The organism is Isoptericola sp. NPDC057653, assembly GCF_042799955.1.
In the GTDB taxonomy this organism is placed as follows: Bacteria; Actinomycetota; Actinomycetes; order Actinomycetales; family Cellulomonadaceae; genus Isoptericola.
This window is the reverse complement of the sequence record NZ_JBHVHP010000001.1, coordinates 1,644,252-1,658,479: the sequence shown is the minus strand read 5'-3', so window position 1 is coordinate 1,658,479 and position 14,228 is coordinate 1,644,252. Positions and strand designations below refer to the sequence as shown.

The 14,228-nt window shown below is 67.8% G+C and carries 24 protein-coding genes; all 24 read right to left on the bottom strand.

Translation table 11 applies throughout. The features are described from left to right. A complete protein-coding gene (gene rpmD, locus ACFU9A_RS07455) occupies positions 1–183 on the bottom strand; it encodes a 50S ribosomal protein L30 (protein WP_079573239.1) in 183 nt (60 codons plus the stop codon). Beyond that, positions 183–860, bottom strand: coding sequence for a 30S ribosomal protein S5 (rpsE, locus tag ACFU9A_RS07450; RefSeq protein WP_430574603.1), 678 nt, complete (start codon positions 858–860; stop codon positions 183–185). The genes rpmD and rpsE overlap by 1 nt, the downstream gene beginning before the upstream one ends. A 43-nt stretch (positions 861–903) precedes the next feature. Beyond that, the gene (gene rplR / locus ACFU9A_RS07445; RefSeq protein ID WP_430574602.1) at positions 904–1,275 is read right to left on the bottom strand and encodes a 50S ribosomal protein L18; all 372 of its coding nucleotides are present in this window, start codon (positions 1,273–1,275) and stop codon (positions 904–906) included. After that, positions 1,275–1,811: a 50S ribosomal protein L6 gene (gene rplF, locus ACFU9A_RS07440; RefSeq protein ID WP_430574601.1), complete on the bottom strand. Its 537-nt coding sequence runs from the start codon at positions 1,809–1,811 to the stop codon at positions 1,275–1,277. Before rplF ends, rplR begins: the two co-directional genes overlap by 1 nt. Before the next feature lie 19 nt (positions 1,812–1,830). Beyond that, positions 1,831–2,229 (bottom strand): 30S ribosomal protein S8, encoded by a 399-nt coding sequence (gene rpsH / locus ACFU9A_RS07435; RefSeq protein ID WP_430574600.1) that lies wholly within the window; start codon positions 2,227–2,229, stop codon positions 1,831–1,833. 73 nt (positions 2,230–2,302) lie between these two features. Next, positions 2,303–2,488, bottom strand: a complete 186-nt coding sequence (locus tag ACFU9A_RS07430; RefSeq protein ID WP_069386379.1) for a type Z 30S ribosomal protein S14 — start codon at positions 2,486–2,488, stop codon at positions 2,303–2,305. A gap of 1 nt (position 2,489) precedes the next feature. Beyond that, on the bottom strand, positions 2,490–3,065 hold the full coding sequence (gene rplE, locus ACFU9A_RS07425; RefSeq protein ID WP_430574599.1) for a 50S ribosomal protein L5: 576 nt from the start codon (positions 3,063–3,065) through the stop codon (positions 2,490–2,492). Further along, positions 3,065–3,406 (bottom strand): 50S ribosomal protein L24, encoded by a 342-nt coding sequence (rplX, locus tag ACFU9A_RS07420; RefSeq protein ID WP_430574598.1) that lies wholly within the window; start codon positions 3,404–3,406, stop codon positions 3,065–3,067. The genes rplE and rplX overlap by 1 nt, the downstream gene beginning before the upstream one ends. A gap of 2 nt (positions 3,407–3,408) precedes the next feature. After that, positions 3,409–3,777: a 50S ribosomal protein L14 gene (gene rplN, locus ACFU9A_RS07415; protein WP_380321634.1), complete on the bottom strand. Its 369-nt coding sequence runs from the start codon at positions 3,775–3,777 to the stop codon at positions 3,409–3,411. A gap of 145 nt (positions 3,778–3,922) precedes the next feature. Beyond that, positions 3,923–4,213: a 30S ribosomal protein S17 gene (gene rpsQ, locus ACFU9A_RS07410; RefSeq protein ID WP_380244189.1), complete on the bottom strand. Its 291-nt coding sequence runs from the start codon at positions 4,211–4,213 to the stop codon at positions 3,923–3,925. 7 nt (positions 4,214–4,220) lie between these two features. Further along, on the bottom strand, positions 4,221–4,460 hold the full coding sequence (gene rpmC / locus ACFU9A_RS07405) for a 50S ribosomal protein L29 (protein WP_380321628.1): 240 nt from the start codon (positions 4,458–4,460) through the stop codon (positions 4,221–4,223). Then, positions 4,460–4,879, bottom strand: a complete 420-nt coding sequence (gene rplP / locus ACFU9A_RS07400; RefSeq protein WP_380244191.1) for a 50S ribosomal protein L16 — start codon at positions 4,877–4,879, stop codon at positions 4,460–4,462. The genes rpmC and rplP overlap by 1 nt, the downstream gene beginning before the upstream one ends. Before the next feature lie 2 nt (positions 4,880–4,881). Then, positions 4,882–5,715, bottom strand: coding sequence for a 30S ribosomal protein S3 (rpsC, locus tag ACFU9A_RS07395; RefSeq protein WP_430574597.1), 834 nt, complete (start codon positions 5,713–5,715; stop codon positions 4,882–4,884). Continuing rightward, on the bottom strand, positions 5,715–6,083 hold the full coding sequence (gene rplV, locus ACFU9A_RS07390; RefSeq protein ID WP_079572426.1) for a 50S ribosomal protein L22: 369 nt from the start codon (positions 6,081–6,083) through the stop codon (positions 5,715–5,717). Before rplV ends, rpsC begins: the two co-directional genes overlap by 1 nt. A 58-nt stretch (positions 6,084–6,141) precedes the next feature. Beyond that, positions 6,142–6,423 carry a 30S ribosomal protein S19 gene (rpsS, locus tag ACFU9A_RS07385; protein WP_075829208.1) on the bottom strand — a complete coding sequence of 94 codons (282 nt, stop codon included), beginning with the start codon at positions 6,421–6,423 and terminating at the stop codon, positions 6,142–6,144. Between the two features lie 15 nt (positions 6,424–6,438). After that, a complete protein-coding gene (rplB, locus tag ACFU9A_RS07380; RefSeq protein WP_380321622.1) occupies positions 6,439–7,275 on the bottom strand; it encodes a 50S ribosomal protein L2 in 837 nt (278 codons plus the stop codon). Positions 7,276–7,304: 29 nt separating this feature from the next. Beyond that, positions 7,305–7,607: a 50S ribosomal protein L23 gene (rplW, locus tag ACFU9A_RS07375; RefSeq protein WP_079572420.1), complete on the bottom strand. Its 303-nt coding sequence runs from the start codon at positions 7,605–7,607 to the stop codon at positions 7,305–7,307. Further along, the gene (rplD, locus tag ACFU9A_RS07370; RefSeq protein WP_430574596.1) at positions 7,604–8,302 is read right to left on the bottom strand and encodes a 50S ribosomal protein L4; all 699 of its coding nucleotides are present in this window, start codon (positions 8,300–8,302) and stop codon (positions 7,604–7,606) included. Before rplD ends, rplW begins: the two co-directional genes overlap by 4 nt. Before the next feature lie 5 nt (positions 8,303–8,307). Continuing rightward, positions 8,308–8,961, bottom strand: a complete 654-nt coding sequence (gene rplC, locus ACFU9A_RS07365; RefSeq protein ID WP_416342460.1) for a 50S ribosomal protein L3 — start codon at positions 8,959–8,961, stop codon at positions 8,308–8,310. Between the two features lie 13 nt (positions 8,962–8,974). Continuing rightward, complete coding sequence (gene rpsJ / locus ACFU9A_RS07360) at positions 8,975–9,283, bottom strand: 30S ribosomal protein S10 (protein WP_013837837.1); 309 nt, start codon at positions 9,281–9,283, stop codon at positions 8,975–8,977. A 482-nt stretch (positions 9,284–9,765) separates the two neighbouring features. Further along, positions 9,766–10,962 carry an elongation factor Tu gene (gene tuf, locus ACFU9A_RS07355; RefSeq protein ID WP_430574595.1) on the bottom strand — a complete coding sequence of 399 codons (1,197 nt, stop codon included), beginning with the start codon at positions 10,960–10,962 and terminating at the stop codon, positions 9,766–9,768. A gap of 128 nt (positions 10,963–11,090) precedes the next feature. After that, positions 11,091–13,193: an elongation factor G gene (gene fusA / locus ACFU9A_RS07350; RefSeq protein ID WP_430574594.1), complete on the bottom strand. Its 2,103-nt coding sequence runs from the start codon at positions 13,191–13,193 to the stop codon at positions 11,091–11,093. Between the two features lie 113 nt (positions 13,194–13,306). Continuing rightward, complete coding sequence (gene rpsG, locus ACFU9A_RS07345; RefSeq protein ID WP_430574593.1) at positions 13,307–13,777, bottom strand: 30S ribosomal protein S7; 471 nt, start codon at positions 13,775–13,777, stop codon at positions 13,307–13,309. Continuing rightward, the gene (gene rpsL, locus ACFU9A_RS07340) at positions 13,777–14,151 is read right to left on the bottom strand and encodes a 30S ribosomal protein S12 (protein ID WP_430574592.1); all 375 of its coding nucleotides are present in this window, start codon (positions 14,149–14,151) and stop codon (positions 13,777–13,779) included. Before rpsL ends, rpsG begins: the two co-directional genes overlap by 1 nt. Between the last annotated feature and the right edge of the window lie 77 nt (positions 14,152–14,228).

Sequence of the window (14,228 nt, the reverse complement as noted above, 5' to 3'; positions counted from 1 at the left end):
TCACTCGACCTCCTCTACGGTGACGAGGTGCGCCACCGTGGTGACCATGCCACGGATCTCCGGACGGTCCTCCTTCACGGCGGTGTCGCCGATCCGCTTGAGGCCGAGGGTCCGCAGCGTGTCACGCTGGTTCTGCTTGCCGCCGATGGCGGACTTGACCTGGGTGACCTTCAGACGAGGCATCACGCACCCACCTTCTCGCCCGACTTCTCCGCCTTGGCGGCAAGTCCGGCAGCCTGCGCACGCAGGAGCGCGGCCGGGGCCACGTCCTCGAGCGGCAGGCCACGGCGGGCGGCCACGGCCGCCGGCTCCTCGAGGCCCTTGAGGGCCGCGACGGTCGCGTGCACGATGTTGATCGAGTTCGACGAACCGAGCGACTTGCTCAGCACGTCGTGGATGCCGGCGCACTCCAGCACGGCGCGCACCGGACCACCGGCGATCACACCGGTACCCGGCGAGGCCGGACGCAGGAACACGACGCCGGCGGCCTTCTCACCCTGGATGGGGTGAGGGATGGTGCCCTGGATGCGGGGGACGCGGAAGAAGTTCTTCTTCGCCTCCTCGACACCCTTGGCGATCGCCGCGGGCACCTCCTTGGCCTTGCCGTAGCCGACACCGACGGTGCCGTCGCCGTCGCCCACCACGACCAGCGCGGTGAAGCTGAAGCGACGACCGCCCTTGACGACCTTCGAGACGCGGTTGATCGTCACCACGCGCTCGACGAAGGCGTTCTTGTCGGCCTGGTCGCGGCCACCGCCACGGCGGTCGTCACGACGACCGCCACCGCCGCCGCGGCGGCCGTCGGTCTTGTTGGACTCGTTGGCGCCCTGGGGGGCGCCGGTGCGCTGCCCTGCAGCCATCAGAGGATCCTCATCTTCCGTGCGAAATCGCGGACGTCGGCCATCACAGCTCCAGCCCCGCTTCCCGGGCGCCGTCGGCGACCGCAGCCACCCGACCGTGGTACTTGTTGCCACCGCGGTCGAAGACCACGGTCTCGACGCCGGCGGCCTTGGCACGCGCGGCGACGAGCTCGCCGACCTTGCGGGCCTTCGCGGTCTTGTCGCCGTCGAGGGCACGCAGGTCCGCCTCGAGGGTCGAGGCGGAGGCGACGGTCTTGCCGACCGTGTCGTCCACGATCTGCGCCACCATGTGGCGCGAGGAACGGGTCACGACGAGGCGCGGACGCGTCGCGGTGCCCTTGATCTTCTTGCGCAGGCGCAGGTGACGGCGCTGACGAGCGACGGCCTTGCCCTTGCCCAGAACCTTGAGAGCCATCACTTACCAGCCTTTCCGACCTTGCGGCGGACGACCTCGCCGGCGTATCGCACACCCTTGCCCTTGTAGGGCTCGGGCTTGCGGATCTTGCGGATGTTCGCTGCGACCTCGCCGACCTGCTGCTTGTCGATGCCGGCCACCGAGAACTTGGTGGGGCTCTCGACCGCGAAGGTGATGCCCTCCGGCGCCGTGACGGTCACCGGGTGGGAGAAGCCGAGGGCGAACTCGAGGGTCTGCCCCTTCGCGGCGACGCGGTAACCCGTGCCGACGATCTCGAGCTTCTTCTCGTAGCCCTGGGTCACACCGGTGACGATGTTGGCCAGGAGGGTGCGGGTGAGGCCGTGCAGCGCACGGGACTTGCGCTCGTCGTCCGGGCGCGACACCACGAGGGTGCCGTCGTCCTGGGCGACGGTGATGGGGGTGGGCACCGTGTGCTCCAGGGTCCCCTTCGGGCCCTTGACGGTCACGAGCGCACCGCTGATGGTGACGTCCACGCCGGCCGGGACCGGAACGGGGAGCTTGCCGATTCGAGACATGGCGATTCTCCTTTCCGGATTACCAGACGTAGGCGAGGACTTCGCCGCCGACGCCCTTGGCCTGGGCCTGACGGTCGGTCAGCAGGCCGGAGGACGTGGACAGGATCGCCACGCCGAGGCCGCCGAGGACCTGAGGCAGGTTGGTGGACTTCGCGTAGACGCGGAGGCCGGGCTTCGACACGCGGCGGACGCCGGTGAGGGCGCGCTCGCGGCTCGGGCCGTACTTGAGGGTCAGGGTGAGGGACTTGCCGACCTTCGCGTCCTCGACGCTCCAGTCGGTGATGTACCCCTGCGCCTGCAGGATCTCCGCGATGTTCGACTTCAGCTTCGAGTGCGGCATGGTGACCGTCTCGTGGTGCGCCGAGTTCGCGTTACGCAGACGCGTGAGCATGTCTGCGATGGGGTCTGTCATGGTCATTGGGCTCCAGCCCTTCCTCGCCGGGGTATCCGGGCGATACGTCAGTACCGCCCGGACCTACGGCGTAGTGGTTTTACCAGCTGCTCTTGGTGACGCCGGGGAGCTCGCCGCGGTGGGCCATCTCCCGCAGGCAGATCCGGCACAGGCCGAACTTGCGGTAGACCGAGTGCGGACGGCCGCAGCGCTGGCACCGGGTGTAGGCGCGGACCGCGAACTTCGGCTTGGCGGCCGCCTTGTTGATCAGGGCCTTCTTCGCCATGTCAGTTCTGCTCCTTGAAGGGGAAGCCGAGACGACGCAGCAGGGAGCGGCCCTCGTCATCGGTCGTCGCCGTGGTCACGACCGTGATGTCCATGCCGCGGACGCGGTCGATCTTGTCCTGGTCGATCTCGTGGAACATCGACTGCTCCGTGAGACCGAAGGTGTAGTTGCCGTGCCCGTCGAACTGCTTCGGGCTCAGGCCGCGGAAGTCGCGGATACGCGGCAGCGCGATCGACAGCAGGCGGTCGAGGAACTCCCACATCCGGTCGCCGCGCAGCGTGACGTGCGCACCGATCGGCATGCCCTCACGCAGCTTGAACTGCGCGATGGACTTCTTCGCCCGCGTCACCTGGGGCTTCTGCCCCGTGATCGCGGTGAGGTCGCGGATCGCGCCCTCGATGAGCTTGGAGTCCTTCGCCGCGTCACCGACACCCATGTTCACGACGATCTTGGTCAGACCGGCGACCTGCTGGATGTTCTGGTGGCCGAACTCCTCGCGCAGCGCCGCGATGATGTCCTCGCGGTACTTCTGCTTGAGGCGCGGGGTGGCCGGGGCCTCGAGAGTGGTCTCGGTCATCAGATGTCCTTCCCGGAACGCTTGGCGACGCGCACACGGACGGTGCGGGTACGGCCGTCGCGCTCGACCTGCTCGGTACGGAACCCGACGCGCGTGCCCTTCTTGGTCTCCGGGTCGACGATCATCACGTTCGAGACGTGGATCGGCGCCTCGACGGTCTCGATGCCACCCGTGCGGGTGCCGCGAGCCGTCTGGCCGGCCTTGACGTGCTTGGTGACGCGCTGCACGCCCTCGACCACGATGCGGTCGGAGTCCTTGAAGACCTCGAGCACGCGGCCCGTCTTGCCCTTGTCGCGACCGGCGATGACGATCACCTGGTCGCCCTTCTTGATCTTCGCCATGGTCAGAGCACCTCCGGCGCCAGCGAGACGATCTTCATGAACCGCTTGTCGCGCAGCTCGCGCCCGACCGGGCCGAAGATGCGGGTGCCGCGGGGCTCACCGTCGTTCTTGAGGATGACGGCGGCGTTCTCGTCGAACTTGATGTAGGAACCGTCGGGACGACGGCGCTCCTTGGCGGTCCGGACGACGACGGCCTTGACCACGTCGCCCTTCTTCACGTTGCCGCCGGGGATCGCGTCCTTGACGGTGGCGACGATCGTGTCGCCGATACCGGCGTAGCGACGGCCGGATCCACCGAGAACACGGATGCAGAGAATCTCCTTGGCACCCGTGTTGTCGGCGACCCGCAGTCGCGACTCCTGCTGGATCATCGATTGATCTCCTGTCGTCGAGCTGGTTCTCGTCCCGAGAGGTCCCGGGCGAGCCTTGCCGAACGGATAGTTGCTGAGGTGGTCGGGGCGGGCCGCATACGTGTGTCACGGCCCACCCCGGCCGAAGGTCAGAAGACCTTCTGGATCACTTGGCCTTCTCGAGGATCTCCGTCAGGCGCCACCGCTTGGTCGCGGACAGCGGACGGGTCTCCATGATCTCGACCAGGTCGCCGATACCGGCGGAGTTCTGCTCGTCGTGCGCCTTCACCTTGGTGGTGGTGCGCAGGACCTTGCCGTACAGCGGGTGCTTCTTGCGGTCCTCGACCTCGACGACGATGGTCTTCTCCATCTTGTCGCTGACGACGTAGCCACGACGCACCTTGCGCGTACCGCGCTCGGTCGCGTCAGCGGCCACCGCGTTGGTGTTCTCGCTCATCGATGCCTCACTCACTCACGCTCGGGGCCGTGCGGATACCGAGCTCGCGCTCGTGCAGGACCGTGTAGATCCGCGCGATGTCGCGCTTGACGGCCTTGATCCGACCGTGGGACTCCAGCTGGCCGGTGGCCGACTGGAAGCGGAGGTTGAACAGCTCCTCCTTGGCCTTCTTCAGCTCGGCGACGAGCTTCTCGTCGTCGAAGCCATCGAGGTCAGCGGGGGCCAGGCCCTTGGTTCCGACTGCCATCAGTTAGCACCACCCTCGCGCACCACGAAACGGCACTTCATCGGGAGCTTGTGGATCGCGCGGCGCATGGCCTCACGGGCCAGCTCCTCGTCGACACCCGCCAGCTCGAAGACGATCCGGCCGGGCTTGACGTTGGCGACCCACCACTCGGGCGAACCCTTACCGGAACCCATGCGGGTCTCGGCGGGCTTCTTGGTCAGGGGACGGTCCGGGTAGATGTTGATCCAGACCTTGCCGCCACGCTTGATGTGGCGGGTCATCGCGATACGAGCAGCCTCGATCTGGCGGTTCGTGACGTAGGCCGGCTCGAGAGCCTGGATGCCGAAGTCGCCGAACGCGATCGTGGTGCCACCCTTGGCGGCGCCGGAGCGCTTGGGGTGGTGCTGCTTGCGGTGCTTGAGCCTGCGGGGGATCAGCATGCTCAGGCCTCCGTTCCGGACTCGGGGGCCGCAGCCTGCTCCGGCGCCGGGGCCGCGTCGGACGCGGGGGCGCTGTCGGCGGCCGGCTGGGCCTGGCGCTCGGGACGACGACCGCCACCGCGGCGCTCCCCACGCTCCGGCCCACGTCCACGACCCTGACGGGGCGCGGCGGTGGCCTGCTGCGCGGCGAACTCCTTCTCGGTCATGTCGCCCTTGTAGATCCACACCTTCACGCCGATGCGGCCGAAGGTGGTGCGGGCCTCGTAGAAGCCGTAGTCGATGTTCGCGCGCAGCGTGTGCAGCGGCACACGACCCTCGCGGTAGAACTCCGACCGGCTCATCTCGGCGCCGCCGAGACGACCCGAGACCTGCACGCGGATGCCCTTGGCACCGGCGCGCTGCGCGGACTGGATGCCCTTGCGCATGGCGCGACGGAACGAGACGCGGCTCGCGAGCTGCTCGGCGATGCCCTGCGCGACCAGCTGCGCGTCGATCTCCGCGTTCTTGACCTCGAGGATGTTGAGCTGAACCTGCTTGCCCGTGAGCTTCTCGAGCTCGCCGCGGATGCGGTCGGCCTCGGCACCCCGACGACCGATGACGATGCCCGGACGCGCCGTGTGGATGTCCACGCGGACGCGGTCGCGAGTGCGCTCGACCTCGACCTTGGAGATGCCGGCCCGCTCGAGACCGGTGCTCATGAGCTTGCGGATCGCCACGTCCTCGCGGACGTAGTCGCGGTACCGCTGACCAGGCTTGGTGCTGTCGGCGAACCAGCGCGACCGGTGGTCGGTGGTGATGCCGAGGCGGTACCCGTGCGGGTGAACCTTCTGCCCCACTATCGGGCCCCTTCCTTCTGCTCACGCGGTGCGACGACCACCGTGATGTGGCTGGTGCGCTTGAGGATCTGGCTCGCACGCCCCTGCGCCCGCGGACGGAACCGCTTGAGCGTCGGCCCCTCGTCGACGAACGCCGCCGAGACGAAGAGCTCCGTCTCGTCGAAGCGCTCGCTGGCGCGGTCGGCCTTCACCCGGGCGTTCGCGACGGCGCTCTCCACAACCTTGCGGATCGGCTCGCTCGCTGCCTGCGGCGCGAACTTCAGCACCGCGACGGCCTCGGCGGCCTGCTTGCCACGGATGAGGTCCACGACGCGCCGGGCCTTCTGGGGCGTGACACGGACGAACCGCGCCTGCGCCTTGGCTTCCATTGCTGTCCTGCTTCCTTTTCTCAGACCGTCAGGGCCTGTCGTCCGGCTGACCCGGGGGTCAGCGGCGACGGCCCTTCTTGTCGTCCTTCACGTGGCCGCGGAAGGTTCGCGTGGGAGCGAACTCGCCGAGCTTGTGGCCGACCATCGCCTCGGTGACGAAGACCGGGGTGTGCTTCCGGCCGTCGTGCACGGCAAAGGTGTGACCGAGGAAGTCGGGCGTGATGACCGACCGACGGGACCAGGTCTTGATGACGTTCTTGGTCCCCTTCTCGTTCTGAGCGTCCACCTTCTTCTGCAGGTGGTCGTCGACGAAGGGGCCCTTCTTCAGGCTACGAGGCATCTGTCAGGCTCCTTTTCAGCGCTTCTTGCCGGTGCGGCGACGGCGGACGATCAGCTTGTCGCTCGGCTTGTTCGGGCGGCGGGTCCGGCCCTCGGGCTGGCCCCACGGGCTGACCGGGTGGCGACCACCGGAGGTCTTGCCCTCACCACCACCGTGCGGGTGGTCGACCGGGTTCATGACCACACCACGCACGGTCGGGCGGACGCCCTTCCAGCGCTTGCGGCCGGCCTTGCCCCAGTTGATGTTCGACTGCTCGGCGTTGCCCACCTCGCCGACCGTGGCGCGGCAGCGCAGGTCGACGTTGCGGATCTCGCCGGACGGCATACGCAGCTGGGCGTACGGGCCGTCCTTCGCGACGAGCTGCACGGAGGCGCCGGCGGAGCGGGCGATCTTCGCGCCGCCACCGGGGCGGAGCTCGACGGCGTGGATGACCGTACCGGTCGGGATGTTGCGCAGCGGCAGGTTGTTGCCGGGCTTGATGTCGGCGCCGGCACCGGCCTCGACGACGTCACCCTGCGACAGCTTGTTCGGCGCGATGATGTAGCGCTTCGTGCCGTCCGCGTAGTGCAGGAGCGCGATCCGAGCCGTGCGGTTCGGGTCGTACTCGATGTGCGCGACCTTGGCGGGCACGCCGTCCTTGTCGTGGCGACGGAAGTCGATGACGCGGTAGGCGCGCTTGTGGCCACCACCCTTGTGACGGGTCGTGATGCGGCCGGTGTTGTTGCGCCCACCGGTCTTGGACAGCGGTCGGACCAGAGACTTCTCCGGCTGCGAGCGCGTGATCTCGACGAAGTCGGCGACGCTGGAGCCGCGGCGGCCGGGCGTCGTCGGCTTGTACTTACGGATTCCCATGGGTTAGTCCTCGATCTGCTCTCTGCGCCTCAGGAAGCCGGACCGCCGAAGATGTCGATCGTGCCCTCACGGAGGGTCACGATCGCGCGCTTCGTGTCCTTGCGCTTGCCCAGGCCGAAGCGCGTGCGACGCGCCTTGCCCTTGCGGTTGATCGTGTTGACCGAGTCGACCTTGACGCCGAAGACCTGCTCGACCGCGATCTTGATCTCGGTCTTGTTGGCCCGCGGGTCCACGACGAAGGTGTACTTGCCCTCGTCGAGGAGGTTGTAGGACTTCTCGGAGACGACCGGCGCGATCAGGATGTCGCGCGGGTCCTTCGTCACGGCGGTCACTTGGTGGCCTCCTCGGTCTCGGCCGCCTCGGACTCCGTGGCGACGGCCTTCACGCTCTTGCCCGTGGCCGGGCCGGCGAGGAACGCGGCGAGCGCACCCTCCGTGAAGACGACGTCGTCGGAGACGAGCACGTCGTAGGTGTTGAGCTGGTCCGCCGTCAGCAGGTGGACCTGCTGGACGTTGCGGAGCGACTTGATCGTCAGCTCGTCCGAGCGCTCGGTGACCACGAGGACGTGCGTGCGCTCGGTGAGCGCGGCGATCGTCTTGACCGCGGTCTTGGTCGACGGCGCACCGTCGATGCCGAAGCCGGAGACCACGTGGACGCGGCCGGCGCGAGCCCGGTCGGACAGGGCACCGCGGAGAGCGGCGGCCTTCATCTTCTTCGGGGTCCGCTGGTCGTACTTGCGCGGCTGCGGGCCGTGGACGGTGCCACCGCCGGCGAACTGCGGGGCGCGGGTCGAACCCTGACGGGCGCGGCCGGTGCCCTTCTGCTTGTACGGCTTCCTGCCACCACCGCGGACCTCGCCGCGGGTCTTGGTGGAGTGCGTGCCCTGACGGGCGGCAGCGAGCTGCGCGACGACCACCTGGTGGATCAGCGGGACGTTGGTGTCGATGTCGAACACCTCGGCAGGAAGCTCGGCGTTGCCGGCCTTCTTGCCCTGGGCGTCGAGCACGTCGACGGTCTGGTTAGCCATGGGGGTCACGCACCCTTCGCGGCGCTACGCACGACGACGACGCCACCCTTGGGGCCGGGAACCGCGCCCTTGACGAGCAGCAGACCCTTCTCGGCGTCGACCGCGTGGACGGTCAGGTTCTGGACGGTCATGCGCTCGTGGCCCATGCGACCGGCCATCCGCAGGCCCTTGAACACGCGCGACGGCGTCGAGGCGCCACCGATCGAGCCGGCCTTGCGGTGGTTGCGGTGGGCACCGTGCGAGGCGCCGACACCGGAGAAGCCGTGGCGCTTCATGACACCGGCGGTGCCCTTGCCCTTGGTGGTGCCGACGACGTCGACCACGGTGCCGGCCTCGAAGGCGGCGGCGGTGATCTCCTGGCCGAGCGTGAACTCGGCGGCGTCCTCGGTCCGGACCTCGGCGACGTGACGGCGCGGCGTGACGCCGGCCTTCTCGAAGTGGCCCTTGAGCGGCTTGGTGACCTTGCGCGGGTCGATCTGGCCGGCGGCGAGCTGGACGGCCGCGTAGCCGTCGGCGTCCGCGGAGCGGACCTGCGTCACGACGTTGGTCGGGACGGCCACGACGGTGACGGGGACAAGACGACCGGCGTCGTCCCACAGCTGCGTCATACCGAGCTTGGTGCCGAGCACCGCGGTCACGTTCTTCTGCTGGTTGGTCATATCTATCCCAGCCTCAGAGCTTGATCTCGATGTTCACGTCGGCAGGCAGGTCGATACGCATGAGCGAGTCGACGGCCTTCGGCGTGGGGTCGATGATGTCGATGAGCCGCTTGTGCGTGCGCATCTCGAAGTGCTCGCGGCTGTCCTTGTACTTGTGAGGCGACCGGATGACGGTGAAGACGTTCTTCTCCGTCGGCAGCGGCACCGGACCCACGACCGTCGCACCAGCGCGCGTCACCGTGTCGACGATCTTGCGCGCCGAGCTGTCGATGACCTCGTGGTCGTAGGACTTGAGCCGGATGCGGATCTTCTGTCCCGCCATGGCGTCGTCTGACTCTCTCTCTCGAACCGCTACTGTCCGACCCCCGCGCTCGGGCGTGTCGCAGTTGTTGTCACAACAGTGCGGCGCACCCGGGCACACACCGTTCGGTGTGGGGCCGTTGATTGTGGTCCGCGGGGCGGACCACGACGTTTGTCTGGCCTGTCGAGACATGTGTCCCACGGGGCGCTCTAGCGCGTCGACAGCCGGCAACCCCGCGACCCCTCTCCGGGAGGGGATCCGCTCCAGGCGACGCGGGCCGTTCCGGAGATCCGGACCGGCGCACGCACCGTGGTGCTACACACTGTTCGACACGAGAAAGAACGCGCCCGTGACAGGCAACCTGAACATCTTGCCACAGGGAACCCCGCGATTCCAAGCCGGAACGGGGTTCTTCCGCTGTGACGCCGGACGCACCGGAGGCCCGGGCCCTTGTCGGGGCCCGGGCCTCCGGTCCTTCAGGCGATCAGCTGAGGATCAGCAGATCACTTGATGATCTTGGTGACACGGCCGGAACCGACCGTGCGGCCACCCTCACGGATGGCGAAGCCGAGGCCCTCCTCCATGGCGATCGGCTGGATCAGCGCGACCGTCATCTCGGTGTTGTCGCCGGGCATGACCATCTCGGTGCCCTCGGGCAGCGTGATGACGCCGGTGACGTCCGTGGTACGGAAGTAGAACTGCGGACGGTAGTTCGAGTAGAACGGGTTGTGACGCCCACCCTCGTCCTTGCCCAGGATGTAGACCTGAGCCTCGAAGTCGGTGTGCGGGGTGATCGAACCCGGCTTCACGACGACCTGGCCGCGCTCGACGTCCTCGCGCTTGATGCCGCGCAGGAGCAGACCGGTGTTGTCGCCGGCCTGGGCCTGGTCCATCTGCTTGTGGAACGTCTCGATACCGGTGACCGTGGTCTTCTGCGGCTCGCGGATACCGACGATCTCGACCTCGGAGTTGACGTCGAGCGTGCCACGCTCCACCTTGCCGGTCACGACGGTGCCGCGGCCGGTGATGGTGAAGACGTCCTCGATCGGCATGAGGAACGGCTTGTCGAGCTCGCGCACGGGGTCGGGGACGTTCTCGTCCACGGCCTCCATGAGCTCCAGGATCTTCTTGGTCCACTCGGGGTCACCCTCGAGGGCCTTGAGGCCGGAGACGCGGACGACGGGCGCGTTGTCGCCGTCGAACTCCTGCGACGACAGCAGCTCGCGGACCTCCATCTCGACGAGCTCGAGGATCTCCTCGTCGTCGACCATGTCGGCCTTGTTCAGCGCGACGAGCAGGTAGGGCACGCCCACCTGGCGGGCCAGCAGCACGTGCTCGCGCGTCTGGGCCATCGGACCGTCGGTCGCGGCGACCACCAGGATCGCGCCGTCCATCTGGGCGGCACCGGTGATCATGTTCTTGATGTAGTCGGCGTGACCCGGAGCATCGACGTGCGCGTAGTGACGCTTGGGCGTCTCGTACTCGATGTGCGCGATGTTGATCGTGATGCCGCGCTGCTTCTCCTCCGGCGCGGCGTCGATCTCGTCGAAGTTGCGCTGCGTGTTCGCCGGCAGGTCGGGGTACGTGTCCGCGAGCGTCTTGGAGATCGCGGCGGTGAGCGTGGTCTTGCCGTGGTCCACGTGCCCGATCGTGCCGACGTTGACGTGCGGCTTGGTCCGCTCGAACTTGGCCTTAGCCACTGGGGTCCTCCTGGGAAATGGGTAGATGTTCCGAACGTTGCAGGTGTCGGCCGATCAAGCCGTAACCCTGCGGGCGTTGCGGTTTCCTACAGGTTGATGGTTGTGCTAGGTCGTCGACCTGTGGGGACTCACTCGCCCCGGGTCTTCTTGATGATCTCGTCAGCAACGTTGCGAGGAACCTCGGCGTAGCTGTCGAACTGCATCGAGTACACCGCGCGGCCCTGCGTCTTGGAACGCAGGTCGCCGATGTACCCGAACATCTCGCTCAACGGTACCTGGGCGCGCACGACCTTGACACCGGTCGCGTCCTCCATGGACTGGATCATCCCACGACGCGAGTTGATGTCACCGATCACGTCGCCCATGTACTCCTCGGGCGTCCGGACCTCGACGGCCATGACGGGCTCGAGGATGACCGGGTCGGCCCGCTTGATGCCCTCCTTGAAGACCATCGAGCCGGCGATCTTGAACGCCATCTCCGAGGAGTCGACGTCGTGGTAGGCGCCGTCGAGCAGCGTGGCCTTGACCCCGACCACGGGGAACCCGGCCAGCACGCCCTGCTGCATCGCCGACTGGATGCCGGCGTCGACGGACGGGATGTACTCGCGCGGGATGCGACCACCGGTGACGGCGTTGGCGAACTCGTAGAGCTCACCCTCCGCCGTCTCGAGCGGCTCGAAGGTCACCTGGACCTTCGCGAACTGGCCCGAGCCACCGGTCTGCTTCTTGTGCGTGTAGTCGATCTTCTCCGCGGCGCGGCGGATCGTCTCGCGGTACGCCACCTGCGGCTTGCCGACGTTGGCCTCGACCTTGAACTCGCGACGCATACGGTCGACGAGGATGTCGAGGTGGAGCTCGCCCATGCCGCCGATGACGGTCTGGCCGGTCTCCTCGTCCAGCTTGACGCGGAAGGTCGGGTCCTCCTGGGCGAGCTTCTGGATCGCCGTGGAGAGCTTCTCCTGGTCGGCCTTCGTCTTCGGCTCGATGGCCACGTCGATGACCGGCTCGGGGAAGGTCATCGACTCGAGGATGACCGGGTTCGCCGGGTCGCACAGGGTGTCACCGGTGGTGACGTCCTTGAGGCCGATGAACGCGTAGATGTGGCCGGCGTGCGCCTCTTCGACCGGGTTCTCCTTGTTGGAGTGCATCTGGAAGAGCTTCCCGATGCGCTCCTTCTTGCCCTTGGTCGAGTTCTGGACCTGCGCGCCCTGCGCGACCTTGCCCGAGTACACGCGCACGTAGGTGAGCTTGCCGAAGAACGGGTGCGTGGCGACCTTGAACGCGAGGGCCGAGAACGGCTCCGTCTCGTCCGGACGACGCTCGATGATCTTCTCCGCGTCCTTGACGTCGTGGCCCTGGACGGCCGGGACGTCGAGCGGGGTCGGCAGGTAGTCGATGACGGCGTCGAGCATGGGCTGGACGCCCTTGTTCTTGAACGCCGAGCCGCACAGGACCGGGAAGGCCTCGGACCGGATGACGAGCTTGCGGATGCCGGACTTGATCTCGGCGATCGAGAGCTCCTCGCCACCGAGGAACTTCTCGAGCAGCTCGTCGTCGGCCTCGGCGACGGCCTCGACGAGCTCGGCCCGGTACTGCTCGGCCTTCTCGACGAGGTCGGCCGGGATCTCCTCGACCGCGTACTCCTCGCCCATCTTGGTGTCGCCGCGCCACGTGAGCGCCTTCATCTCGAGGAGGTCGACGACACCCTCGAAGTCGTTCTCCGCCCCGATCGGGAGCTGGATGACGAGCGGCTTCGCCTTGAGGCGGTTGACGATCGTGTCGACCGTGAAGTAGAAGTCGGCACCCAGCTTGTCCATCTTGTTGACGAAGCAGATGCGCGGGACGTCGTACTTGTCGGCCTGGCGCCACACGGTCTCCGACTGGGGCTCGACGCCCTCCTTGCCGTCGAACACCGCGACAGCACCGTCGAGCACGCGCAGCGAGCGCTCGACCTCGACGGTGAAGTCCACGTGACCCGGGGTGTCGATGATGTTGATCTGGTTGTTCTTCCAGTAGCAGGTCGTCGCGGCGGACGTGATCGTGATGCCGCGCTCCTGCTCCTGCTCCATCCAGTCCATCGTCGACGCACCGTCGTGCGTCTCACCGATCTTGTAGTTCACACCCGTGTAGAACAGGATGCGCTCGGTGGTGGTGGTCTTGCCGGCATCGATGTGCGCCATGATGCCGATGTTGCGGACCTTGTTCAGGTCGGTCAGCACGTCGAGTGCCACGGTGTCTTACCCCTTGTCGGTGGAAGGTCGGGAGCCGGGCCGGAGGGCCGGCCCCCGGCCGGCTCCGGATCCGCGGACGGCCCCGGGGGTCACCCGGAGCCGTCCTGAGCGCATCACCAGCGGTAGTGCGCGAACGCCTTGTTCGAGTCGGCCATCTTGTGCATGTCCTCGCGGCGCTTCACCGCGGCACCGAGGCCGTTGGAGGCGTCGAGGATCTCGTTCATCAGGCGCTCGGTCATCGTCTTCTCGCGACGGGCGCGCGAGAAGTCGGTGAGCCAGCGCAGGGCGAGCGTCGTCGAGCGCACGGGGCGGACGTCGACGGGCACCTGGTAGGTGGCTCCACCGACACGGCGGGAGCGGACCTCGAGAGCCGGGCGGACGTTCTCCAGCGCGCGCTTGAGCACGACGACCGGGTCCTGGTCCGTCTTGGCACGGACACCCTCGAGGGCGCCGTAGACGATCGCCTCGGCGGTGGACTTCTTGCCGTCGAGCAGGACCTTGTTGATCAGCTGCGTGACGACGGGCGACCCGTAGACGGGGTCGACGATGAGCGGCCGCTTGGGGGCCGGACCCTTGCGAGGCATCAGGCCTTCTCCTTCTTCGCGCCGTACTTGCTGCGGGCCTGCTTGCGGTTCTTCACGCCCTGCGTGTCGAGCGCGCCGCGCACGATCTTGTAGCGGACACCCGGGAGGTCCTTCACGCGGCCGCCGCGCACGAGCACGATCGAGTGCTCCTGCAGGTTGTGGCCGACGCCGGGGATGTACGCCGTGACCTCGGTACCGGAGGACAGCTTGACGCGCGCGACCTTGCGGAGCGCGGAGTTCGGCTTCTTGGGGGTGGTGGTGTACACGCGCGTGCACACGCCGCGCCGCTGGGGGGAAGCCTTGAGGGCGGGCGTCTTCGACGCCGTGGCCTTCGTGCTCCGGCCCTTGCGGACGAGCTGCTGGATCGTAGGCACTACGTCTCCGTCGTCTTCTCGAGCTCTCGAGGGCCGGCCGGCCCTCGACGGTGGTCTGTCTGGCTTGTGCGTGCCGA

What these genes read in the sequence shown, in the direction of transcription:
- rpsQ (WP_380244189.1), bottom strand. Translation starts at nt 4,213, where the DNA reads ATGAGCGAGAACACCAACGCGGTGGCCGCTGACGCGACCGAGCGCGGT.
- rplB (WP_380321622.1), bottom strand. Translation starts at nt 7,275, where the DNA reads ATGGGAATCCGTAAGTACAAGCCGACGACGCCCGGCCGCCGCGGCTCC.
- rplE (WP_430574599.1), bottom strand. Translation starts at nt 3,065, where the DNA reads ATGACCGAGACCACTCTCGAGGCCCCGGCCACCCCGCGCCTCAAGCAG.
- rplR (WP_430574602.1), bottom strand. Translation starts at nt 1,275, where the DNA reads ATGGCTCTCAAGGTTCTGGGCAAGGGCAAGGCCGTCGCTCGTCAGCGC.
- rplP (WP_380244191.1), bottom strand. Translation starts at nt 4,879, where the DNA reads ATGCTGATCCCCCGCAGGCTCAAGCACCGCAAGCAGCACCACCCCAAG.
- rpmD (WP_079573239.1), bottom strand. Translation starts at nt 183, where the DNA reads ATGCCTCGTCTGAAGGTCACCCAGGTCAAGTCCGCCATCGGCGGCAAG.
- rpsJ (WP_013837837.1), bottom strand. Translation starts at nt 9,283, where the DNA reads ATGGCGGGACAGAAGATCCGCATCCGGCTCAAGTCCTACGACCACGAG.
- rplX (WP_430574598.1), bottom strand. Translation starts at nt 3,406, where the DNA reads ATGGCGAAGATCAAGAAGGGCGACCAGGTGATCGTCATCGCCGGTCGC.
- ACFU9A_RS07430 (WP_069386379.1), bottom strand. Translation starts at nt 2,488, where the DNA reads ATGGCGAAGAAGGCCCTGATCAACAAGGCGGCCGCCAAGCCGAAGTTC.
- rplF (WP_430574601.1), bottom strand. Translation starts at nt 1,811, where the DNA reads ATGTCTCGAATCGGCAAGCTCCCCGTTCCGGTCCCGGCCGGCGTGGAC.
- rplD (WP_430574596.1), bottom strand. Translation starts at nt 8,302, where the DNA reads ATGGCTAACCAGACCGTCGACGTGCTCGACGCCCAGGGCAAGAAGGCC.
- rpsE (WP_430574603.1), bottom strand. Translation starts at nt 860, where the DNA reads ATGGCTGCAGGGCAGCGCACCGGCGCCCCCCAGGGCGCCAACGAGTCC.
- rplN (WP_380321634.1), bottom strand. Translation starts at nt 3,777, where the DNA reads ATGATCCAGCAGGAGTCGCGACTGCGGGTCGCCGACAACACGGGTGCC.
- rpsS (WP_075829208.1), bottom strand. Translation starts at nt 6,423, where the DNA reads ATGCCTCGTAGCCTGAAGAAGGGCCCCTTCGTCGACGACCACCTGCAG.
- rpmC (WP_380321628.1), bottom strand. Translation starts at nt 4,460, where the DNA reads ATGGCAGTCGGAACCAAGGGCCTGGCCCCCGCTGACCTCGATGGCTTC.
- rpsG (WP_430574593.1), bottom strand. Translation starts at nt 13,777, where the DNA reads ATGCCTCGCAAGGGTCCGGCCCCCAAGCGGCCGCTCATCGTCGACCCC.
- rplV (WP_079572426.1), bottom strand. Translation starts at nt 6,083, where the DNA reads ATGGAAGCCAAGGCGCAGGCGCGGTTCGTCCGTGTCACGCCCCAGAAG.
- rplC (WP_416342460.1), bottom strand. Translation starts at nt 8,961, where the DNA reads ATGACCAACCAGCAGAAGAACGTGACCGCGGTGCTCGGCACCAAGCTC.
- rpsH (WP_430574600.1), bottom strand. Translation starts at nt 2,229, where the DNA reads ATGACCATGACAGACCCCATCGCAGACATGCTCACGCGTCTGCGTAAC.